General features: G+C 63.3%; 22 protein-coding genes. 10 read left to right on the top strand and 12 right to left on the bottom strand.

Annotation, left to right across the window (positions count from 1 at the left end):
• The first annotated feature begins 8 nt into the window (after positions 1-8).
• Together PTE30175_RS00205 and PTE30175_RS00200 are read left to right on the top strand one after the other, a co-directional pair.
• Entirely contained in the window at positions 9-446 is a 438-nt protein-coding gene (locus tag PTE30175_RS00205; protein ID WP_150695045.1) for a hypothetical protein, read from the top strand.
• Between the two features lie 544 nt (positions 447-990).
• Entirely contained in the window at positions 991-1284 is a 294-nt protein-coding gene (locus tag PTE30175_RS00200; protein WP_224788534.1) for a hypothetical protein, read from the top strand.
• Between the two features lie 41 nt (positions 1285-1325).
• Here PTE30175_RS00200 and PTE30175_RS00195 read toward each other — a convergent pair whose 3' ends face one another.
• Positions 1326-2738 (bottom strand): methyl-accepting chemotaxis protein, encoded by a 1413-nt coding sequence (locus PTE30175_RS00195; protein WP_150695044.1) that lies wholly within the window; start codon positions 2736-2738, stop codon positions 1326-1328.
• A 292-nt stretch (positions 2739-3030) separates the two neighbouring features.
• Here PTE30175_RS00195 and PTE30175_RS00190 point away from each other — a divergent pair, with 292 nt between their 5' ends.
• Positions 3031-3927 (top strand): LysR family transcriptional regulator, encoded by an 897-nt coding sequence (locus tag PTE30175_RS00190; RefSeq protein WP_150695043.1) that lies wholly within the window; start codon positions 3031-3033, stop codon positions 3925-3927.
• Between the two features lie 7 nt (positions 3928-3934).
• On the opposite strand, the gene PTE30175_RS00185 is transcribed toward PTE30175_RS00190, so the two are convergent.
• The gene (locus tag PTE30175_RS00185) at positions 3935-4969 is read right to left on the bottom strand and encodes a Rossmann-fold NAD(P)-binding domain-containing protein (protein WP_150695042.1); all 1035 of its coding nucleotides are present in this window, start codon (positions 4967-4969) and stop codon (positions 3935-3937) included.
• 15 nt (positions 4970-4984) lie between these two features.
• Here PTE30175_RS00185 and PTE30175_RS00180 point away from each other — a divergent pair, with 15 nt between their 5' ends.
• The 3 genes from PTE30175_RS00180 to PTE30175_RS00170 all read left to right on the top strand — a co-directional run bounded on the left by PTE30175_RS00180 (position 4985) and on the right by PTE30175_RS00170 (position 8093).
• Complete coding sequence (locus PTE30175_RS00180) at positions 4985-6010, top strand: CDP-6-deoxy-delta-3,4-glucoseen reductase (protein WP_150695041.1); 1026 nt, start codon at positions 4985-4987, stop codon at positions 6008-6010.
• Between the two features lie 256 nt (positions 6011-6266).
• Positions 6267-7514, top strand: coding sequence for an acetylornithine transaminase (locus PTE30175_RS00175; protein WP_150695040.1), 1248 nt, complete (start codon positions 6267-6269; stop codon positions 7512-7514).
• 75 nt (positions 7515-7589) lie between these two features.
• Positions 7590-8093 carry a GNAT family N-acetyltransferase gene (locus PTE30175_RS00170; RefSeq protein WP_150695039.1) on the top strand — a complete coding sequence of 168 codons (504 nt, stop codon included), beginning with the start codon at positions 7590-7592 and terminating at the stop codon, positions 8091-8093.
• A 130-nt stretch (positions 8094-8223) separates the two neighbouring features.
• On the opposite strand, the gene PTE30175_RS00165 is transcribed toward PTE30175_RS00170, so the two are convergent.
• From PTE30175_RS00165 to PTE30175_RS00135, 7 genes are all read right to left on the bottom strand, one after another.
• Positions 8224-8940, bottom strand: a complete 717-nt coding sequence (locus tag PTE30175_RS00165) for an ABC transporter ATP-binding protein (protein WP_150695038.1) — start codon at positions 8938-8940, stop codon at positions 8224-8226.
• 1 nt (position 8941) lies between these two features.
• Positions 8942-9715 (bottom strand): ABC transporter ATP-binding protein, encoded by a 774-nt coding sequence (locus PTE30175_RS00160; RefSeq protein ID WP_150695037.1) that lies wholly within the window; start codon positions 9713-9715, stop codon positions 8942-8944.
• Between the two features lie 12 nt (positions 9716-9727).
• Positions 9728-10867, bottom strand: a complete 1140-nt coding sequence (locus tag PTE30175_RS00155) for an ABC transporter permease subunit (RefSeq protein ID WP_150695036.1) — start codon at positions 10865-10867, stop codon at positions 9728-9730.
• Between the two features lie 13 nt (positions 10868-10880).
• Positions 10881-11831, bottom strand: coding sequence for a branched-chain amino acid ABC transporter permease (locus PTE30175_RS00150; RefSeq protein ID WP_150695035.1), 951 nt, complete (start codon positions 11829-11831; stop codon positions 10881-10883).
• Between the two features lie 209 nt (positions 11832-12040).
• Positions 12041-13246 (bottom strand): branched-chain amino acid ABC transporter substrate-binding protein, encoded by a 1206-nt coding sequence (locus tag PTE30175_RS00145; RefSeq protein WP_150695034.1) that lies wholly within the window; start codon positions 13244-13246, stop codon positions 12041-12043.
• 639 nt (positions 13247-13885) lie between these two features.
• Positions 13886-14863: a 4-hydroxy-3-methylbut-2-enyl diphosphate reductase gene (gene ispH / locus PTE30175_RS00140; RefSeq protein ID WP_420819593.1), complete on the bottom strand. Its 978-nt coding sequence runs from the start codon at positions 14861-14863 to the stop codon at positions 13886-13888.
• Between the two features lie 15 nt (positions 14864-14878).
• The gene (locus tag PTE30175_RS00135) at positions 14879-15334 is read right to left on the bottom strand and encodes an FKBP-type peptidyl-prolyl cis-trans isomerase (protein ID WP_150695032.1); all 456 of its coding nucleotides are present in this window, start codon (positions 15332-15334) and stop codon (positions 14879-14881) included.
• Positions 15335-15475: 141 nt separating this feature from the next.
• Between PTE30175_RS00135 and radC the strand changes: the two genes are divergently transcribed.
• From radC to nadB, 4 genes are all read left to right on the top strand, one after another.
• Positions 15476-16150 (top strand): RadC family protein, encoded by a 675-nt coding sequence (gene radC / locus PTE30175_RS00130; protein ID WP_150695031.1) that lies wholly within the window; start codon positions 15476-15478, stop codon positions 16148-16150.
• Positions 16151-16370: 220 nt separating this feature from the next.
• Entirely contained in the window at positions 16371-16604 is a 234-nt protein-coding gene (rpmB, locus tag PTE30175_RS00125; RefSeq protein ID WP_150695030.1) for a 50S ribosomal protein L28, read from the top strand.
• A gap of 12 nt (positions 16605-16616) precedes the next feature.
• Positions 16617-16784, top strand: coding sequence for a 50S ribosomal protein L33 (rpmG, locus tag PTE30175_RS00120; protein ID WP_047216022.1), 168 nt, complete (start codon positions 16617-16619; stop codon positions 16782-16784).
• A 244-nt stretch (positions 16785-17028) separates the two neighbouring features.
• Complete coding sequence (gene nadB, locus PTE30175_RS00115; protein ID WP_150695029.1) at positions 17029-18645, top strand: L-aspartate oxidase; 1617 nt, start codon at positions 17029-17031, stop codon at positions 18643-18645.
• Between the two features lie 47 nt (positions 18646-18692).
• On the opposite strand, the gene nadC is transcribed toward nadB, so the two are convergent.
• The 3 genes from nadC to PTE30175_RS00100 all read right to left on the bottom strand — a co-directional run bounded on the left by nadC (position 18693) and on the right by PTE30175_RS00100 (position 22037).
• A complete protein-coding gene (nadC, locus tag PTE30175_RS00110; RefSeq protein WP_150695028.1) occupies positions 18693-19574 on the bottom strand; it encodes a carboxylating nicotinate-nucleotide diphosphorylase in 882 nt (293 codons plus the stop codon).
• Positions 19571-20707 (bottom strand): quinolinate synthase NadA, encoded by a 1137-nt coding sequence (gene nadA / locus PTE30175_RS00105; protein ID WP_150695027.1) that lies wholly within the window; start codon positions 20705-20707, stop codon positions 19571-19573. The genes nadC and nadA overlap by 4 nt, the downstream gene beginning before the upstream one ends.
• Before the next feature lie 133 nt (positions 20708-20840).
• Positions 20841-22037, bottom strand: coding sequence for a DesA family fatty acid desaturase (locus PTE30175_RS00100; RefSeq protein ID WP_150695026.1), 1197 nt, complete (start codon positions 22035-22037; stop codon positions 20841-20843).
• Between the last annotated feature and the right edge of the window lie 40 nt (positions 22038-22077).

Genomic DNA, 22077 nt, shown 5'->3' with positions numbered 1-22077 from the left:
GAATGATCATGCGAAATCGCCACGCCTTGCGCTGGCTGGCCGGCGCCATGTTTGCCGCCGGCGTTTGCGGCGCCAACTTCGCCGTTGCCGCCGACAGCGCCGCCAAGGACCGCTACGATCAAGCGGAGAAAGTCGCCGAAGCCGAATACGAGGCGGCCCGGGCCCGTTGCGACGACCTCAGCGACAACGCCAAGAAGGTGTGCATCGAAGAGGCCAAGGGCAATGAAAAGGTGGCCAAGAAGAACGCCGAAGCCGAATACAAGGGCACCCCGGACGCCCGCTACGATGCCGAGGTCGCGAAAGCGGATGTTGCCTACAGCGTTGCCAAGCAACGCTGCGAAGACAGGAAGGGCAACGACAAGGAGATCTGCGTGAAGGACGCGAAGGCCGCGCAAACGCGCGCCATGCGCGATGCAAAGGACGTCAAGGCGCATTCCGGCAAGTAACGGCCGCAGCGACAGGCAGGACCGGAGGATAGCGGGAGGAGGCGTGGCTGACGATCCGGAGCCCGGGTCGATGGCCCGTGACAGCGGATGCCGTGCGTGCGGCATCCGCTGTTGCGCACGCGCGACGGAATCGGCATGGATCCGGTCCGCCATGTAAGTAAATGTAACAAGTGTGGCCGCACTTCCCCCCGTACGCGCGTGTGTGAAGACTGCCACACGCTCGCCAAAGCGAGCACAAATCATTGATTCTTAATAAAATGCGGGGGCTTTAAGTGCACTGTCCGACGAAGACGTGGTACCTGTGCGCGGACTATGAGGCAATCAGATGCATACTTTGCAACAATTGCCCGCCCCGTCCCGGCGCGAAACTCAGTACAGTGCAAACAGAAATGAACACTTCGTAGAATGACGCGAAACAGGGTGCCGGCGGGCGCCTCTGCCGCGGACCGCAACCGCGGTCCAACCGCATTCGCCATTTGCGCAAGCGCTGAAATGCAGGAATGTGGAACGCCGGACGCGGGCTCGCCCAAGTAGGAGAATCATCATGAAAACCAACTTTGTTGCCATGGCCGTTGCCGGCGCCGTACTCGCCCTGGGCGCCATCGGGTCGGCACAGGCGCACGTCTCGGTCGGTATCGGCATCGGGGTGCCGCTGATCGCACCGCCGGTGTATGTCGCTCCGGCCCCGGTCTACGTGCCGCCGCCGGTCGTCTACGCGCCGCCGCCAGTGGTGTATGCCCCGGCGCCGGTGTATTACGGTGGCTACTACGGTGGCGGCTACTATGCCCCTCGCGGCTACTGGCGTCATCACGGTCACTGGCGCCGCGACCGCGATTGATGCAGTGCCGGGGTGAGGCGCAGCGAGCCGCCCTCTCCGGATCAAACCCGATAACCGATCCGCAGTCCGCCCCAATGACGTCCGTTGACATAAATCGGGGCGGACGCGTCCTTCATCATCACGTAACGCCCGCCGCCCATGTCGCGGCGGTACGTCTGCAACAATAGCGGACGCGTATTCGTTCCCGCGGCGCGCCCCGTGCGGTCGTCGAACAATCGCCGGTTGCGGCAATTCGCGGCGTTCCATACCGGATCGTTCGTAGGCGTCTGCGAAAACTTCAGGTTGTGCGTCGGCAGATAGCCATTCGTATCGACTGCCGCGCAAAATGCCACCCGTTCGTTCAATTGCAGGATCGGCTCCTGAATCTGCGGCAGTAGTTCGTCAGTCACGGCCGTAAACGGCGCCAGCAATTGCGGCGGGTTCGTGCCCGGTATTGGCTGGTAGTGCCGGTCGAACAACGCCTGCTCGGTGATGCGCCCTTTCGCGAGCGCCGCCTCGAACGTTTGCCCTACCTGCTGCGCCGCCCGGCGCACGGCGCGGATGAACGGCGTATCTTCCGTCTCCACGCCCGCTTCCGCAATCCATCCGATCAGATGTTCCGATACCGACAGCAGACGGTTGATGCGTTCGCGCGCGCTGTCCACGTTCTCGGCAGATTGCGTGACGCCGCCAGCCATTTCGTCGACGTGCTCGGCCAATGTATTGCACTCCGTCTCGATCGCCTCGCTTGCCGCGGCAATCTGACCGGCCTGGCGATCGAACGTATCGATGGCGGTGCCCGCAATTTCAATCACGCTCGCGATCGCGTTCGTGCCCTCGCGGGCTTCGTTCGCACGCGTGACGTTCGCGTTGCTCTCGCGCATCAGGCATTGGGTACGCTCGCCGAGCGCGGCCAATGTCTGCTCGATCTGCCGGGTCGCTTCGGCCGTCTTGTTCGCGAGTTGCTTGACCTCCGTGGCGACGACCGCGAAGCTGCGGCCCGCGGCGCCCGCACGCGCGGCTTCGATCGCGGCATTGAGCGCCAGCAGATTGGTCTGGCGGGCGATGACGGAAATGCCTTCGGCCACGGTGCCCACATGCGCCAAGGCTTCGCGCAGGCCTGCGATCTCGCCGGCCATGCCCGTCACGCCTTCGACCAGACCATGAATCGAGGCCAGCGAGGCTTCGGCAGTGCCGCGCGACGCCGCCACCTCGGCGCTCGCGCGATCGGCGATGGTCCGCGCCTCGCGCGCGGCCTGCGCGATGCGCTGGTTCCCTTCGCTGGTATGCGCGGCGGTGCGTCGCAAATCCTGAAAGACTTCGGCCTGACGATTGATCCGTACCGAAATCTCATCGACATTGCCGGCGATATCGCAAATCTCGATGCCGAGTTTGCTGGCGCTTTCCGCCACATGCCCCATTACCCTCATGGCCCCGTCGGCATTCCCGCGGCGCTTGAATAGCCCCATCGTCATGTCTCCTCGCAACCCGTATTGAATTGTTATAACGAGCGCCTGGCGCCGCAGTCGGGTACCGGCATTCGCTGGTTCGTCACAAAGTATAACGGGACACATGCGGCCGGGCTTGAGGCATTCCTCGCCTGCGGCGCTTGACGGTGTCAGCGCGCCGCGTCCGACAGCGAAAACGGCAAGCACGCGCGCCAGCGGCCCGGCGTCACGGCGCCGCAAGTCGATACCTGACCAATCATCGCTCGGACGACTAGAATAGGCGTCATCCATCACCCATGCCGATATTGGCCGCACCAAGATGACGCCCGACCAGTTGCTCACCTTTGCCACCGTGGCCGAACTCGGCAACATCAGCCATGCCGCCGAGGTACTGCATCTCTCTCAGCCCGCGGTATCGGGGCAATTGCGGCTGCTGCAGGAATCGTTCGGCGAACCGCTATATCGCCGCGACGGACGCGGCATTCGTCTCACGCCGGTGGGTGAGCAGGTGGCCGCCTACGCCAACAGGCTGCGGCAGGACTACCGGCAGGCAATGACGTTCCGCGACAGCCTGCGCGGACTGGAAACCGGCACATTGCGTATCGGCGCAAGCACGACGCCCGCGAGCTACCTGCTGCCGTATTTCATCGCCGACTTCCATCAGCAATACCCGGCCGTCGCGATCCATCTGATCGACGGCAATACCTCGGAGATCGTGGCACAGCTTGATCGGCTCGACGTTGCCTTCATCGAAGGCGCCGTGCCGCCGGGCCTTGCGGCGGAAATCGCCGTACGGCCCTGGCGCGATGACGAAATCGTCGCCATCTCGCGCGCCGATCACGCCCTCGCCCTGACGCCGCAAGGTGCGTCGCTGCAGACCATCGCCAAGTATCCGCTGATCATGCGCGAGCCGGGATCGGGGGTGCGGCAGCTGGTGTCGCGCGCGTTTGCGGTGGCGGGACTGGAGGCGCGCGTCGCCCTGGAACTGGCGGGGGTCGAAAGTATCAAGGAAGCCGTGCGTGCCGGGATGGGTGTCGGCTTCGTCTCGGCCATGTCGATGCGGCATGAGGATGAACTGCTCGCCACCATTCGCATCGATCCGCCGCACGGCCTGAAGCGTCTGCTCAGCGCACTCGTGCCGCACGCCGACGCGCTTTCGCGTCCCGCCGAACGATTCCTCGCGCTGTGCTTCCCGGCCCCGGACACCGCCGCGTGACACGCCCCTAACGCATGCCGGACACGCCGATCTCGTCAAGCAATGTCTGGACGCTCGGATACCGCAGGCGATATCGCAGCTCCTGCTTGAGCCGCCCGTTATCGAGCCGCCGCGATTCGCGCATGAACGATAACAGTGCCGGTTCCAGCACGCGCGCCGCCTCTTCGCGCGAAACGCGCGGCGGGCGTGATTGTCCCAGCGCATCGGCCACCCGGTCGAAGTACTCCGCCATTTTCCACTCGGTGTCGTCGCTTGCATGCACGACGCGCTGCGGACGTCCGTGCCACAACGCTGCGACCACGATCCCGGCGAGATCGTCGGCATGAATGTGATTCGTGTAGACGTCATCCTCGTCGCGCAACGCCGGCGTACCGCGCGCAAGCCTTGCCGTCGGCAGGCGGTCGGCAGCATAGATGCCGGGAATGCGCAGGATCGAGGTGCGCCAGCCGCCGTCCGTCAGGTTCGCGCCGTGCGGCATGCGCCAATGTGCGCGGCTGCGGCCCGCTGCAGGTTGCATCCGGCGCGATTGCCGTGCCGGACGCCCGAGCGAGCGCACGGCGCGTTCCGCATCGACGCGGCGCGCGCCGCGCGGCGACAACGGGTGCGGCGTACGGGTCTCGTCGATCCGCGCGCCGCCACAGTCACCGTAGACACCGCTGGTGCTCGCGTAGACGAGGGTGTGCTTGCGGGCCGCGCGAACCCGCTCGGGTACAATATAAGGTCGAGGTGGTCGCGCCAGCACGCTGCGCAGCAAGCGTGTGCGCCTGTCGGCCGGGCCCGTGCCCGGCGCGCTGGGTGGCGGTGCAAGATGCACGACATGGCGCGCGAGGCCACGCAGGCGCGCCAGGCTCGCAGGGCGGTCGAGATTGCCTGTCACAGGCACCGCGCCGGCCGCGCGCAGCGCGGCGCGGCGGTCGTCGCTGGACGTCAGCGCGAACACGCGAAAGCGCGCGCGCAATGCCGGCAGGCAACGCATGCCGATGTCGCCGCAGCCGATGATCAAGAGGCGCGGCAAACCGAATTTTTTCGACGGATTTTTCATTTCTCGGATTGTAGTATGGCTTACAACGTCACTCTCGTCCCCAGCGGACGTCAGTTCCAGGTCGAAGCGGGCGAAGCGGTCCTGTCGGCCGCCCTGCGCCAGGGTATCGGCCTGCCCTACGGCTGCAAGAACGGTGGCTGCGGATCATGCAAGGCCAAACTGGTCGACGGCAGTGTCGAACACGGCGCCCACTCGCATACCGCGCTGACAAAGGACGAAGCCACGCGCGGCCTTGCCCTGCTCTGCTGCGCGCACGCCACAAGCGACCTGACAATCGAGAGCCGCGAGGTCAAGGGTGTCGGTGATATCCCGGTCAAGCGCCTGCCGTGCCGTGTCACGACGTTGGAGCGGCGCGCCGACGACGTCATCATCATGCGCCTGCAGTTGCCCGCGAACGAACGGCTGCAATACCTGGCCGGCCAGTACGTCGAGTTCATCCTCAAGGACGGCCGCCGCCGCAGCTACTCCATGGCAACGGCCCCGCACGAGGAAGGCCACATGGAGTTGCACATCCGCCATCTGCCCGGCGGCGCGTTCACCGATCACGTCTTCAACACGATGAAGGAGCGTGAAATCCTGCGCTTCGAAGGCCCGCTCGGCACGTTTTTCGTGCGCGAGGATACGGACAAACCGATCGTGCTGCTGGCCTCCGGCACAGGCTTCGCGCCGATCAAGGCGATCGTCGAGCACGCCGTTCACAAGGGCTTCGACCGTCCGATGACGTTGTACTGGGGCGCACGTCAGCTCAAGGACATCTATCTGCGCGAGTTGGCCGAACAATGGGCACGCGAGATCCCGAACTTCCGGTTCGTGCCGGTGTTGTCCGACGCCGCGCCGGAAGACGCCTGGACCGGCCGCACGGGCTTCGTCCATTGTGCCGTCGCCGATGACCTGCCAGATATGTCGGGATACGAAGTGTATGCATGCGGCGCTCCCGTCATGGTGGAATCGGCGCGCCGCGATTTCCTCGCGGACAACGACCTGCCGGAAGACGCCTTCTTCGCCGACGCGTTCACGACGGAAGCGGACATCAACGCCTGATCATCGGGCACCGGCGGGTGCGGGGTCTGTGACTCCCGCGCCACACCGGCAAAAGAATTTTGACAAGCGGCCGATGCGCCGCTTATATTTTCGACATGAACTTTATCGCCATCGCCTCGATCCGACGCCGCTCGTCGCTGCCCCAACCGGGATGCCGCGCGGCGCGCTATCGACTGCGATAATCGCAAGTTCACCAGCACAGCGAAGCCACGGGCACCCCCCGTGGCTTTTTTGTTTTTATCCTCTGGAGTCCGTCATGCCGTTAGCCTTATCGTCCACCGCGGCCACCACGTCCGCCCCGTCGCCCGTGTTCGAGCGCTTCGCCACCCATGCGCTCCTGCCGATCACCACGCGTCCGGACATCGTGTTTACGCGCGGCTCAGGTTCGTGGCTCTACGACCATGACGGCAAGCGCTACCTCGACTTCATCCAGGGCTGGGCCGTCAACAGCCTCGGCCATTGCCACCCGGTCATGCGCGACGCGCTGGCCGCGCAATCCGGGCTGCTGCTCAACCCGAGTCCGGCCTTCTACAACGAACCGATGATCGCGCTGGCCGACTTGCTGAGCGGCCTCAGCGGCCTCGGCAAGGTGTTCTTCGCCAACAGCGGTGCGGAAGCCAACGAAAGCGCCATCAAGCTGGCGCGCAAGTGGGGGCAAATGCATCCCGATGCGGCCGGTCGGGCGCGCCATGAAATCATTACGTTCGCGAACAGCTTCCACGGGCGCACGCTCGCGACGATGTCGGCCAGCGGCAAGCCCGGTTGGGACACGATCTTCGCCCCGCAAGTCGACGGGTTTCCGAAGGCCGCGCTTAATGATCTCGCCTCCGTCGAAGCGCTGATCGGCCCGCGCACCGTTGCGGTCATGCTCGAGCCCATCCAGGGCGAAACTGGCGTGGTGCCCGCGACGGCCGACTTCATGAAGCAGCTGCGCGCGCTGACCGAGGCGCGCGGGCTGCTGTTGATTGTCGACGAAGTGCAAACCGGCTGCGGGCGCACCGGCACGCTGTTCCATCATCAGCAGGCGGGGGTCCGTGCGGACATCATGACCCTCGGCAAAGGCATCGGCGGCGGCGTGCCGCTCGCGGCCATGCTGTGCCGCGATGAACTGGCCGTCTTCCAGCCGGGGGATCAGGGCGGGACTTACAACGGCAATCCGCTCATGTGCGCTGTCGGCCTCGCCGTCATGCGCACGATCGCCGCGCCGGGGTTCCTGGCGTTCGTGCAGGCGCAAAGCGAGTATCTGAGCGCGGGATTGCTGAAGCTGTCGGCAACCTACGGGCTTGAAGGCGAACGCGGCGCGGGCCTGTTGCGCGCGCTGCTGCTCGGGCGCGACATCGGGCCGCAGTTGGTCGAAGCGGCGCGCGAACTTTCACCGGATGGCCTGCTGCTCAACGCCGCGCGCCCGAACCTGTTGCGCTTCATGCCGTCGCTCAACGTCAGCCGCGACGAAATCGACCAAATGCTGACGCTGCTCCACGGCCTGCTGGCCAAACACATCTGAATGCCTCGGCGCGTCCTGCTCTGCGGACCCGCCGGGCGCGACCGATCACGGAAGACCCACCGACCTCAGGACACCATGACCCAATCGCACCCCGACACCGCCTCGGCCGGCGCCAATGCCCCGAGCGGCATCGTCGACATCTCCGCCGACCCGCGCCGGCTCGATATCCCGCTCATCCACCATTGGCTGTCCACGCAAACGCACTGGGCGCGCGACATTCCGCGCGAGACCCTCATGCGCGCCATCGGCAATTCCTTGTGCTTTGGCGCATACGCATCGGACATCGAAACGAATGAGATGCAGCAGGTCGGCTTCGCACGCGTGATTACCGACAACGCCACGTTCGCTTATCTGGCCGACGTATTCGTCATCGAATCCATGCGTGGCCGCGGCATCGGCAAGCGCCTGGTCGAAGCCGTGCTGGCGCACCCGGCGCTGCAGAACCTGCGCCGCTTCCTGCTTGCGACCAGCGACGCGGCCGGACTTTACGCACAGTACGGCTTCGCGCCGCTCGGGCCCGTGAACAACATGATGCAGATCCATCGTCCCGACGTCTACACACGCAAGAATGCGGCATGATGCCGGCAGCGGCTCGCGCATGAAAGACGAAGGGCCCCGGCGTTGCCGCCGGAGCCCTTCTTCATGACGTGATGACGAATCGTCAACGCATCGGCAGGCGCCGATGCGTCACGCGTTCACTCGCGCTGGCCTACTCGCCGAGATACGCGGCGCGCACCTTCGGATCGTCGAGCATATCCTTTGCATCGCCGGTCATGGTCACAAGCCCGCTGTCCATGACGTAGCCGCGGTGCGCGGCCTGCAACGCGAGGCGCGCGTTCTGCTCGACCAGCAGCACGGTCACGCCCTCGCCCGAGATCGTTCGCACCACCTCGAAGATCTTCTCGACCATGATCGGCGAGAGGCCCATCGACGGTTCGTCGAGCAGCAGCAGTTTCGGCTGGCTCATCAGCGCGCGCGCCATGGCCAACATCTGCTGCTCGCCGCCCGAGAGCGTACCCGCGACCTGGTCCTTGCGCTCCTTCAAGCGCGGAAAAATTGCGAACATCTTGTCGACGTCGTTCTTGATCCCGGCTGTATCGTTACGCAAGTACGCGCCCATCTGCATGTTCTCGAGGATGGTCATCCGCGTGAAGATGCCCCGGCCCTCCGGCACCATCGCGAGTCCCTGCTTGAGCAGATCGAACGCCTTGACGCCCTTGATCGACTTGCCGAGATACGTGATGTCGCCATCCGCCCACGGCAGCAGGCCGGTGATGGCCTTCATCGTCGTGGTCTTGCCCGCGCCGTTCGCACCGATCAGCGTAACGAGCTCGCCCGGCTGGATGTTGACGTCGATACCCTTGACGGCCTTGATCCCGCCATAGGCGACCTTCAGGCCCTTGATTTCCAACATTGCTGCGCTCATCTCAATGGCCTCCCCCGCCCAAATACGCTTCAATCACCGCGGGGTTTTTCTGAACATCCTGCGGCAAACCTTCGGCAATCACCTTGCCGTAATCGAGCACCGTCATGCGGTTGCAAAGGCCCATCACCAGCTTCACGTCGTGCTCGATCAGCAGGATCGTCCTGCCGTCATTGCGGATCTTGTCGAGCAATCCGCGCAGTTCGACCTTTTCCGTCGCGTTCATGCCGGCGGCCGGTTCGTCGAGCGCCAGCAACTTCGGATCGGTCGCCAGTGCACGGGCAATTTCCAGACGGCGCTGGTGGCCATACGAAAGATTCGCCGCCGTGTAGCTGGCGTACTTCGAGACGCCGACATACTCGAGCAGTTCCATCGCACGGTCCTTGATCGCCGTCTCTTCACGACGCGCGCCAGGGTGATGCGTGATCGCACCCCATACGCCCATCTTCGTACGCACGTGGCGTCCGACCATGACATTCTCGAGCGCCGTCATCTGGCCGAACAGCCGGATGTTCTGGAACGTGCGCGCGATGCCGGCTTTCGCCACTTCATGCACGGCGGTCGGCTTGTAAGCCGCGCCGCCCAGCACGAACTCGCCCGAATCGGGCGTGTAGAGGCCGGTGATGACGTTGAAGAACGTCGTCTTGCCGGCGCCGTTCGGGCCGATCAGGCCGTAAATCTGGCCCGGCTCGATTTGCAGGCCGACGTCAGTCAGCGCCTGCAGGCCGCCAAAGCGCTTGTTGACGCCTTTGACAGACAAAAGATGTTTTTCGCTCATGAATTCGTCTCCTTACGCACCAGCCACAGTCCGTTCTTCCTGGCGCGGCGACGGCCAGAGGCCTGCCGGGCGATACAGCATGATCAGGATCATGGCCAGGCCATACAACAGCTGACGAATCACTTCCGGATCGACGACGATTTGGCCGAACAGCTTTTGCTGCAGCGGGCCCATCGTCGAGCGCAGCACTTCGGGGAATGCCGACAGCAGGATGCCGCCGAGAATCACGCCCGGAATGTGCCCCATGCCGCCCAGCACCACCATCGACAACACCACGATCGATTCCCAGAAGGTGAACGATTCAGGTGAGACGAAACCCTGGAAAGCAGCGAACATGCCGCCGGCGACACCGCCGAAGGAAGCGCCCATCGCGAAGGCGAGCAGCTTGATATTGCGAGTGTTGATGCCCATCGCCTTGGCAGCAATTTCGTCTTCACGAATGGCGACCCAGGCGCGGCCGATGCGCGAATGTTGCAGCCGCACGCAGATGAACGCGATCAATAGCGCAAGGAACACGAACAGGTAGTAGTACAGGTACACCGTGCCGACCTTGAACCCGAAGAACTCGTGCACCTTCGAGAAATCGAAGCCGGCCACCGAGGCGGGGGCAATCCCATTGATCCCCTTCGGTCCGTTCGTGATATTGAGCGGACGATCCAGGTTGTTCAAGAAGATCCGGATGATTTCCCCGAAGCCCAGTGTCACGATGGCGAGGTAATCCCCACGCAATCGCAACGTCGGCGTCCCGAGCAATATCCCGAACGTCGCGGCGACCGTGGCCCCAATCGGAATCGTGAGCCAGATCGGCACGTGCAGCCCCTCGGGGAACATCGCGGCAATCCAGGCGAACTGCGTGGTCAGGTGCGGTGAAGACAGGAATGCCGTGACATAGGCGCCGACCGCGTAGAACGCGATGTAACCCAAGTCGAGCAGGCCGGCAAAGCCGACGACAGTGTTCAGACCGAGCGCCAGCATGATATAGAGCAGCGCGAAGTCCAGCACGCGCACCCAGTAGTTGCCGCCGGCGTAGCCGACGAGGATCGGGACGATGAGCGCGCCGAGCAGGAACAGTGCGAGACCGCGGTATGCCTTGCGCGCGGCAGCGGCTTCCGAAATCGGCGTGACAGCTGAGGTTTGGACAGGTTGATTCATGTGTCGATCCTCCTCAAGCACGATCGGCGACACGTTCGCCCAGCAAACCGGACGGACGGAACACGAGAACGATGATCAACACGAAAAACGCGAAGACATCCTGATAGTTACTGCCGAACACACCGCCGGTCAGATCGCCGATGTACCCGGCGCCGAGCGCTTCGATGAGGCCGAGCAGCACACCGCCGACCATGGCGCCGGTGAGGTTGCCGATCCCGCCGAGCACTGCGGCGGTGAACGCCTTCATGCCGGGGATGAAGCCCATGTAGAAGTGCGCGTTGCCGTAGGTCGACGCCATCATCACGCCGGCCAACGCGGCGAGCGCGCCGCCGAGCATGAAGGTGGCGGAGATGACGAAGTTCGGATTGACGCCCATGAGACCGGCGACGTTGCGGTTTTCCGCGGTGGCGCGCATCGCACGTCCGAGGCGGGTCCGGTTGACGAGCTGCGAGAGGCCGAACATCACGATGAATGCGACCACGACGATGACCACGCCGGTGCCGTTGGTGACGGCGCCCGGATGTTCGCCGCGTGCCGGGATGATCGTCATCGCGTCGGTGGGCAACAGTTGCGGAAACGACAGCGGATTACGCGACCAGATCAGCATGGCGATGGTCTGCAGCAGCAGCGAAACGCCGATGGCGGTGATCAGCGGCGCGAGGCGCGGTGCGTTGCGCAGCGGACGGTAAGCCACCCGTTCGATCACGAAATTGACGGTCGCGCAAACCGGCATGGTCACCAGCGTGGCGATGGCCAATATCAATGCCGGACTCATGTCCGGCGCGACCTTGAGCATCAGGTTGATGGTGGACAGCGCGACCATCGCGCCGATCATCATCACATCGGCGTGGGCAAAATTGATGATGCCCAGAATGCCGTAAACCATCGTGTATCCAAGTGCGATGATGGCATAGACACTGCCGAGCACGAGGCCGTTGAGGATCTGTTGGATAAAGGTATCCATGAAGCTAACTCCTTGTCCCGAGAACGGGCTCTCAGCTTGCTTCACCGAATAGGCTGGCAGGGGGGCCGAGAGAAATGCGGGTAATGGGCGAAATCCTGTTAAGGAGGCGGGCCGCGCCCCTCATGCGGGCGCGGCATCGTTCCGCAGATGAAAGAACGGCACCGCTTGGGTCTCGAACGGTGCCGTCCGTCAGGCGCGAACGCCCGGGTTTACATCTTCACGACGTCGAGCACGCTCTTCTTCTTGTCCTTGTAGTTGTACAGCGTGATGACCGGCTCTTTCATGTCGCCCTTGCTGTCGAAGGCGATGTGACCAATGATGCCCTTGTAATCGGTGGCGGGCATCGCGGCCAGGATCTTGGCCGGATCGGTCGAATTGGCGCGCTTCATCGCGTCGATGATCACGTTGACGGCGTCATACGTGAACGGAGCGTAGATCTGGATCGGCTGATGGAAACGCTCTTCGTAGCGCTTACCGAAGTCGGCGCCCTGTTCCATCTTCGACAACGCCATGCCCGCTTCCGAGCAGACAATGTTGTCGACCGCATCGCCGGCCAGTTCGGCCACCTTGTCGGTACAGACGCCGTCGCCGGCCAGCAGCTTGGCGTTGATGCCGAGTTCCTTCGATTGCTTGGCGAACGGGCCGCCGGTCGCATCCATGCCGCCGTACATGATGATGTCCGGACGCTCACCCTTGATCTTCGTCAGAATGGCGCGGAAGTCAGTGGCCTTGTCGTTGGTAGCGTCGTGCGACAGGACCTTCATGCCGTTAGCCTTGGCGGTCTTCTCGAACTCGTCCGCCAGCCCCTTGCCGTAGGCCGTGGCGTCATCGACGATAGCGACCGACTTGGCCGACAGCGACTTGGAAGCGTAGTTGGCCAGGGCAGGACCTTGCTGGGCGTCCGTGGCAACCACGCGGTAGGCCGTCTTGAAGCCTTGCAGCGTGTAGGCCGGGTTGGTGGCCGACGGGGAGATCTGAACGATGCCGGCATCGCTGTAGATCTTCGAAGCCGGGATGGTGGTGCCCGAATTCAAGTGGCCGACAACCGCGACGACCTTCTCGTCGACGAGCTTCTGGGCAACCTGGGTCCCGGTCTTCGGATCGGCGGCGTCGTCTTCGGCGACGAGCTCGAATTTCACCGATTTACCGTCGATTTTGATACCGGCCTTATTGGCTTCTTCGACAGCCAGGCGTGCACCATTTTCGTTATCTTTGCCCAAGTGGGCAATTTGACCCGTCAGCGGCGCAACGTGACCGATTTTGACGACAACAGCGTCACCGCCCCCGCTGGCGGCAGTCGCGGCAGGCGCAGAAGCGGCACCCGATTCGGCCTGCTTTTCTTCCTTCTGGCCGCAAGCCGCCAACAGCGTCACTGCGGCAACAATGGGCAGTACCTTCGCGAACGTGAGTTGCATGTGTTTATCTCCTGATTGTCGGCGGTTAAACATCGCCAAATCGATGTTTCGTATGCGAAACGCGCGCATTGTAACTCTGTTTTCACCGCCTGCGAGGCCCGTCGCCACAGGGTTTTCCATAATGGAGGCCTCAGGTTTACACCGAATTGTGCAACCCCCGAATTCAGCGAGTGCAACCTAGACGTTCATTAAGGTTTTACATATCGGGGGTGCGCCCGTTTGTTACCGATCGGCGCACGGGAATGCACCAACCACGTGAATCATCACTACAATTACCTGCAAAGCAATTAGCGTGCCCGGATGAAACCGAAGGAATATTCTAATTAAGTAAAAACATAAAGGACTACCTGCGTAGTATTACCGAATAGCGAATTTTATTTTGTGTTGGATCGCAAAACATTCGGTGAAAACGCCATTGAATGAATCTGCGCCGTGAATCTTATTTTTTATACGGGTCAATGTGTCGCGTCAATGCTACACACGGTCGGCGGCGATCCTGCGCAGGGCGCATACGGGAGATCGGGAGTCGGGGGCAGATACGGACGCCGCGCGTTCGAACGCAAACGCGCGGCGTGAAGGGGGATGTGGCGTAACGGGGTAGACGCGGCGCGTGTCACGCCGCGCCGGGGCGCGACGGGGTCAGCCCGCCGGTTGCGTCAGCCCCTTGGGCAGCGGAAAGGCGACGTTCTCCTCGACACCGTCGAGAACGCGTACATGCCCGGCGCCCAGTTCACGCAGACGCGCGAGAATCGACTGGGCCAGCGCTTCCGGGGCGGAGGCCCCCGCCGTTACGCCGATGCGGCGTTTGCCGGCCAGCCATGCTGGCTGGATTTGCTCGGGCGCATCCACCATATAGGAAGGGATCCCCTTCTTCTCGGCCACTTCGCGCAAACGGTTCGAATTCGAGCTGTTCGGGCTGCCGACCACGATCACCACATCGCATTGCGGCGCCATGAACTTGACAGCGTCCTGACGGTTCTGCGTGGCATAGCAGATGTCCTGCTTCTTCGGCTCGAGAACAGCCGGGAAGCGGGCCTTCAACGCGGCAATCACCTCGGCTGCATCGTCCACGGACAGCGTGGTCTGCGTCACGTACGCGAGCTTCGCGGCGTCGGTGACGTGCAAGTCGGCGACATCCCCGACGGTCTCCACCAGAAACATGCCCGAGCCGGTCTGCCCCATCGTCCCTTCGACTTCCGGGTGTCCCTTGTGGCCGATCATCACGATCTCGAGCCCTTGGGCGCGCATCTTCGCGACTTCCACGTGTACCTTCGTGACAAGCGGACATGTCGCGTCGAACACGCGCAGGCCACGCGATTCGGCCTCCGTGCGCACCGCTTGAGACACGCCGTGCGCGGAGAAGATAACGGTGTTGCCGGCCGGCACGTCGGCGAGTTCGTCGATGAAGATCGCGCCCTTGCGCCGCAGATCGCTCACGACGTAGGCGTTATGCACGATTTCGTGACGCACGTAGATCGGCGCACCGAACAGGCTCAGCGCCCGCTCGACGATCTCGATTGCGCGATCGACACCGGCGCAGAACCCGCGCGGCTGGGCCAGCAGCACCTCGGCGTCCGGCCCGGTCACCGGCGTCGGCGGGGAAAGACTATCGCTCATGCTTTCACTCATGACTTACAGGATGCCGATGATCTGCACTTCAAACACGATCGGCTGGCCGGCCAGCGGATGGTTGAAGTCGAACAGCGCCGACACGTCGCCCAATTCGCGCAGGATCCCCGCGTAACGGCCGCCACCCGGCGCATTGAACTCGACCAGGTCCCCGACGCTGTAGTCCTCGTCGAAATTGCTGTTTTCCTTCAGCGTCTTCAACGACACATGCTGCAGCAATTCGGGATTGCGCGGGCCGAAGGCCGCTTCGGGCGCCAGTTCGAAACGGGCGCGCTCCGCCGTTGTCAGACCGAGCAGGGCCTGCTCCAGGGTCGGCGCAAGCTGGCCGGCGCCCAATTGCAGGGTCGCAGGCTTGCCTTCGAAGGTATTGACGATATCCGCACCGTCCGGCGTGGCGATCCGGTAGTGAAGGGTCAGATAAGAATCGTCTTGAACTACCGGGGTTACGACAGAATTCATGGGGTTCTCGCAGCAGGTCCAAGTTATTATTGTAATGGACGGCGCGTCAGCCCGTCCGGCCCCCCGCTTTTTTCTCCGTTCACTGCCCGCGCTGCCGGGTGCACGCGAGCGGTCGTGTCTTCAAGCGTGGTGGGAGTCAGAATGTCGATTATGGAATGGCCGGCGGCCGAAAGGCCGCGCGAAAAAATGGTCTTGCGAGGCGCGGGCGGGTTGTCGGACGCGGAGTTGCTGGCCATCTTCCTGCGCAGCGGACCGCGCGGCAGCAACGCCGTCGATCTCGGCCGCGCACTGCTCACGCGCTTCGGGTCCCTGGCCGAACTGCTGAATGCACCGATGGAAAGGTTTCGCGACGTGCGTGGCATGGGCACCGCGAAATGCCTCCAGTTCCAGGCTGCGCTTGAAGTCTCGCGCCGCGCACTCGCCGAGGCGATGGCATCGCGCGATGCGCTGTCGAGCCCGGACGCCGTCCACGCATACCTTCGCCTGAGCCTGGCCCACCGCACGCGGGAATGCTTCGCCTGCCTGTTCCTCAATGTCCGCAATGAAGTGATCGACACGCAGATCCTGTTTGAAGGCACATTGACGGAAACCAGCGTCTATCCGCGCGAAGTGGTCGCCGAGGCGCTGCGCCAGCATGCTGCCGCGGTGATCGTGGCCCACAACCATCCGTCCGGCAATCCCCAGCCCAGTGTGGCGGACCTGCAACTCACGCGCCGCCTGGGCGAGGCGCTGGCCATGCTGGACATCCGGCTGCTCGACCACGTGATCGTTGGCCGCAGCGGGGTTTACTCGCTCGCGGCGCATGGCCAGATGTGACGCTTGCACAAAGATTTGGCAGCGGGGTGGCGGACCGGGGCGAGAATGGGCTATAATCCCGCCTCTATTCCTGAATCTCCCACAGCCGCGGCCTCATGGCCTCGCGCCGAATATCGCGTTGTAACAAAGCGATTGATTTGTCTGGGATTTTTTTGGTATAATCGCGGTTTGTCTTTTCGACTCACCTTTTTCAGACAGAATTCTGCGTTAGGAGTGCTTCATGGCACGCGTATGTCAAGTGACCGGGAAAGCGCCGATGGTCGGCAATAACGTTTCCCACGCCAATAACAAAACCAAGCGCCGTTTTCTCCCGAACTTGCAAAATCGCCGGTTCTGGGTGGAAAGCGAAAACCGTTGGGTGCGTCTGCGCATCTCCAACGCTGGCCTGCGCCTGATCGACAAGAACGGTATCGATTCCGTCCTGTCCGATCTGCGTTCGCGCGGCGAGATCTAAGGAGCACACATCATGGCTAAAGGCGCACGCGATAAGATCAAGTTGGAATCGACCGCTGGTACCGGTCATTTCTATACGACCACGAAGAACAAGCGTACCAAACCGGAAAAGATGGAAATCATGAAGTTCGATCCGGTCGTTCGCAAGCACGTGGCGTACAAGGAAACCAAGATTAAATAAAGGTTTCTCGCCGCAGGCAACTGCAGCGTTCCAACCCCGCTTCGGCGGGGTTTTTCGTTTTTGCGCACAATACGGCGCCCCGCCGCCATACGCATCGCGTGGCCGTCGAGACATCAATTTGTCCATTCTGCGCATACGGGCATGCCACCGCCGCGTTTTGAGTCGCTATACTCCGATATTTCCTACATCGAGAACCGTTCGACGGACGCGGCGGTTCCGGAGACAAGCGGGAGACAAGCGCATCATGAACTTCGACGTCGTCATCGTCGGCAGCGGTCTGGCCGGCCAGTCGGTTGCCCTGCACCTGGCCGACACGTGCCGCGTGGCTCTCGTAGCCAAACGCCCCATGATTGAAGGCGCGAGCGACTGGGCCCAGGGCGGGATTGCCGCCGTGCTCGATTCGACCGACAGCCATGACGAACACGTTTCCGACACCCTGATCGCCGGCGCCGGACTCTGCGACGAAGCCAGTACCCGCTTCATCGTGGAGCACGGCCGCGAGGCCATCGAATGGCTGATCGAGCAAGGCGTGCCCTTCACGCGCGATGCGGGCGCCGAACTCGGCTTCCACCTCACGCGCGAAGGCGGCCATAGCCGTCGGCGCATCATCCACGCCGCCGACGCCACCGGCCACGCCGTCATCTCGACGCTCGCAGAACGCGTGCGTTGCCATCCCAATATCACGCTGCTTGAAAATCACTTCGCCATCGATCTGATTACGTCGGATCGTGTCGAAGGGGCGCCCACGGCGGGACGCCATTGCCAAGGGCTCTACGCCCAGGAGATGAGCAGCGGCCGCGTCACGGCGATCACGGCGCGGCACACGGTGCTCGCCACCGGCGGCGCCGGCAAGGTGTACCTGTACACCACGAACCCCGACACGGCGACCGGCGACGGTATCGCCATGGCCTGGCGCGCCGGCTGCCGAATCGCGAACATGGAGTTCATCCAGTTCCACCCGACCTGCCTGTACCACCCGTACGCCAAGTCGTTCCTGATTTCAGAGGCGGTGCGCGGCGAAGGCGGCCGGCTGCTGCTCCCCGACGGCACGCGCTTCATGCCGCAGCACGATGAACGCGCCGAACTCGCACCGCGCGACATCGTCGCCCGCGCCATCGACTTCGAGATGAAGAAACACGGCCTCGATTGCGTGTACCTGGACATCAGCCACCAGCCCGCCGCCTTCATCGAGGAACATTTTCCGACGATCCTCGCCCGCTGCCGCGAGCTTGGCATCGACATCACGAAGCAACCCATTCCGGTGGTGCCTGCCGCGCACTATACCTGCGGCGGCGTGGTGACGGACATGAACGGCCGCACCGACCTGCCCGGGCTGTACGCCGTCGGCGAAGCGACCTACACGGGGCTGCACGGCGCCAACCGGCTCGCCAGCAATTCGCTGCTGGAGTGCCTCGTGCTTGGCCGCGCCGCCGCGCAAGACATGCGCCAGCGGGGCACGCAGTCGGCACCCGCGCTGGACGTGCCGGAATGGGATGAAAGCCGGGTGTCCGATCCGGACGAGGAAGTCGTTGTCGCCCATAACTGGGACGAACTGCGCCGCATGATGTGGAACTACGTCGGCATCGTGCGCACGACCAAGCGGCTTGAGCGCGCACAGCACCGGATCCGCCTGCTACGAGAGGAAATTTCCGAGTATTACGCCAATTTCCGCGTGAGCCGCGATCTGCTGGAGCTTCGCAATCTCGTCGACGTTGCGTCACTGATCGTCGACAGCGCGCTTTCTCGCCGCGAAAGCCGCGGGCTGCACTTCTCGCGCGACTTCCCCGATACGCTGCCGAAGGCGCTGCCTACGGTCCTGTCGCCCGCCCTGCAACGCAGTCCGCGCAAGCCGAGCCTGTAAGCCCGCAGACCGGGCCACGCAGGCCCGCCGCAGTCACCGCGCGAAGATCAGCCGGTCTTCTCCAGGATGCGCATGGAGAAGTCGGTTGCGCGCACGTCCTTGGTCAGGCTGCCCACGGAAATCCGGTCGACGCCGGTCTCCGCGATCGCGCGCAGCGTCTCGAGATTCACGCCGCCGGATGCCTCCAGCAACGCGCGGCCTGCCGTCACGCGTGACGCCTCACGCATCATTTCGAGCGTGAAGTTGTCGAGCAGCACCGATCGGGCGCCCGCCGCCAACGCCTCGTCGAGTTCTGCAAGCGTTTCCACCTCGATTTGCACCGGCACGCCGCTGCTGACCGCATTCGCCGCAGCCATGACCGGCGCGATGCCACCCGCCGCAGCGATATGGTTTTCCTTGATCAGAATGCCGTCGTACAGCGCCAGGCGCTGATTGGCACCGCCGCCGACACGCACGGCATACTTCTGAGCGAGCCGCAGTCCGGGCAGCGTCTTGCGCGTATCCAGCACCTGTGCACGCGTGCCTTCGACGATGTCGGCGTAACGGCGCACGGCCGTCGCGACCCCCGAGAGCAACTGCAGGAAGTTCATCGACGTGCGCTCGCCCGTCAATAGCGCGCGCGCCGGGCCCCACAAATCGACCACCGGGGTATCCGGCGCCATGCGGTCGCCTTCCCGGTAGTGCCATTCGATACGGATGGCAGAATCGATGCTGTGCATGGTCGTCTCGAACCAAGCCACGCCGCACAGTACGGCGCTCTCGCGCACGATGATGCGCGCGTGCGCCTGTTCTGCGGCCGGTACCAGCATGCCGGTCAGATCGCCGCTGCCGATATCTTCGGCCAGCGCCGCGCGCACGTTGGCGACAACGGCTTCGCGCAGCGGCTCGCCGAAGGCTGCGAAATACGGGGAAACGTGCGGATGCGTCATGCTGGCCCTACGCCCGCGAACAACGCGCCGTCGCGCGCCAGATCACCGCTTGCGCGCACCGGCTGCTTGCGCGCCTGCGCAAACGTCAGCATGCGGTCGATGCACGTATGCGCGGCCCGGCCGATGGCGGGATCCACATGAATCTCGTTGCGGCCCGTTTCGAGCACTTCCGCCAGATTCTGCAGGCTGTTCATCGCCATCCACGGGCAATGCGCGCAACTCTTGCACGTTGCACTGTTGCCCGCCGTCGGCGCTTCAATGAAGACCTTGCCCGGCGCCGCCGCACGCATCTTGTGCAGGATGCCGTTGTCCGTCGCCACAATGAATTCGGTGGCGGACATCGACTGCGCCGCCGCGATCATCTGCGACGTGGAGCCGACGACATCGGCCAACGCCACGACAGCCTCCGGCGACTCGGGGTGCACCAGGACCAACGCATTCGGGTGCGCCTTCTTCAGGAGCTCCAGCTCGACGCCCTTGAACTCGTCGTGCACCAGGCACGCGCCTTGCCACAGCAGCATGTCGGCGCCCGTCTGCTTCTGGACGTAACTGCCCAGATGCCGGTCAGGCGCCCAGAGAATCTTTTTGCCTTGCGCGTGCAGATGCGCCACGATCTCCAGCCCGATCGCGGATGTCACCATCCAATCCGCGCGCGCCTTCACGGCAGCGCTGGTATTGGCGTAGACGACCACTGTGCGGTCCGGATGCGCGTCGCAGAACGCGGCGAATTCGTCGGCCGGACAGCCGAGATCGAGCGAACAGGTCGCATCGAGGTCGGGCATCAGCACGCGCTTTTCGGGACTGAGGATTTTCGAGGTCTCGCCCATGAAGCGCACGCCAGCGACGACCAGCGTCTTGGCCGGATGGGCACGACCGAAGCGGGCCATCTCGAGTGAGTCGGCCACGCAGCCGCCCGTTTCCTCGGCGAGGTCCTGCAAATCGGCATCGACATAATAATGCGCCACGAGGACGGCATTCTGCTCGACGAGCAAGCGCTTGATGCGCGTTTTGAGTTCGGCGCGCTCGGCCTGGGAGACGGCATTCGGGACGCGCGCCCACGCCTGCGAGACACACATGGCGCCCGACGGCGCCGGACGCTCGAATTCTACGGATTTCAGTGAGGCATCAACCATGATCGCGGCAATTGCTCTGGCCGGTGGGGACCGGAAAGTGGCAGGGGCTCAACCGGCAAGCCCGACTTCGTAACCAAAAACGAAACCCCGCCTTGGCGGGGTTTCGATTATGCGACAAAAATCTTTCTTGTGCTCAAGCGTAACGGCGCAGACGCAGGGCGAAGTCGCTCAACGCCTTGATACCGCTTTGCTCGGCACGGTGGCACCAGTTCTGCAATTGCACCAGCAATTGCTCGCGCGAGGCATTGGAACGCTCCCAGATGCCCGCCAATTCCTGACGCATGTCGTAATAGGTCTTCAGGGCATTGCTGTGCGCGAAGATCTGCCCCAGTTGCACTTTTTGAGGCTCCTGCAGTGACGCTTCGTCGTGATGCAGCCACTTTCGCGCACCGCGGAACAGCTGATACTCGCCATGCAGACGCTTTTCCTTGAACGCAGCCAGTTCGTCACGATAGGCGCGCTTGAACGTCTTCGCGTAACGCGCCATGACCTCGTAGCGGTTCGACAGCACTGCCTGCAACGTATCGTCGTCGCACGCTGCCTTGCTCTTCGACAGCTTCGGCGTCGGCGCGACCTTCTTGACCTTGGCCAGGCCGACCATCGACAACAGGCGGATATACATCCAGCCGATGTCGAATTCGTACCACTTGTTCGACAGCTTGGCCGACGTGGCGAACGTATGGTGGTTGTTGTGCAGTTCTTCGCCGCCGATGATGATGCCCCATGGCAACAGGTTCGTCGACGCATCGGCGCAGTTGAAGTTGCGGTAGCCCCAATAGTGGCCCAGGCCGTTGACGACGCCTGCCGCCCAGAACGGAATCCACACCATCTGTACGGCCCACACGGTCAGCCCGATCGCGCCGAACAGCGCGATGTCGATGATCATCATCAGGCTGATGCCGAGAATCGGGAAGCGCTTGTAGAGGTGATTCTCGATCCAGTCGTTCGGCGTGCCATGGCTGAACTTGCGCAGGGTCTCTTCGTTTTTCGCTTCGGCACGGTACAGCTCGGCGCCTTCGGCCAACACTTTCCAAAGGCCGCGCGTTTGCGGGCTGTGCGGATCTTCCGGCGTTTCGCACTTGGCGTGATGCTTGCGGTGGATGGAGGCCCACTCGCTCGTGATCATGCCCGTGGTCATCCACAACCAAAGCCGGAAGAAATGCGCGACGATCGGATGCACGTCGAGCGCGCGGTGCGCCTGGCACCGGTGCAGGTAAATCGTAACAGCGGCAATCGTGACGTGCGTCACGACCAGGGTGAACAGGGTGATTCGCCACCCGCTCCAGTCCAGCAGACCGTTTGACAAGAATCCCAGCAGGCTATCCAGCAAAATATCGCTCCAAATCGAGGTACGGTGGATCGGCGGCCAA

Source organism: Pandoraea terrae (assembly GCF_902459695.1).
Taxonomy (GTDB): Bacteria; Pseudomonadota; Gammaproteobacteria; order Burkholderiales; family Burkholderiaceae; genus Pandoraea; species Pandoraea terrae.
This window is presented reverse-complemented; position numbering and strand designations above follow the sequence as displayed.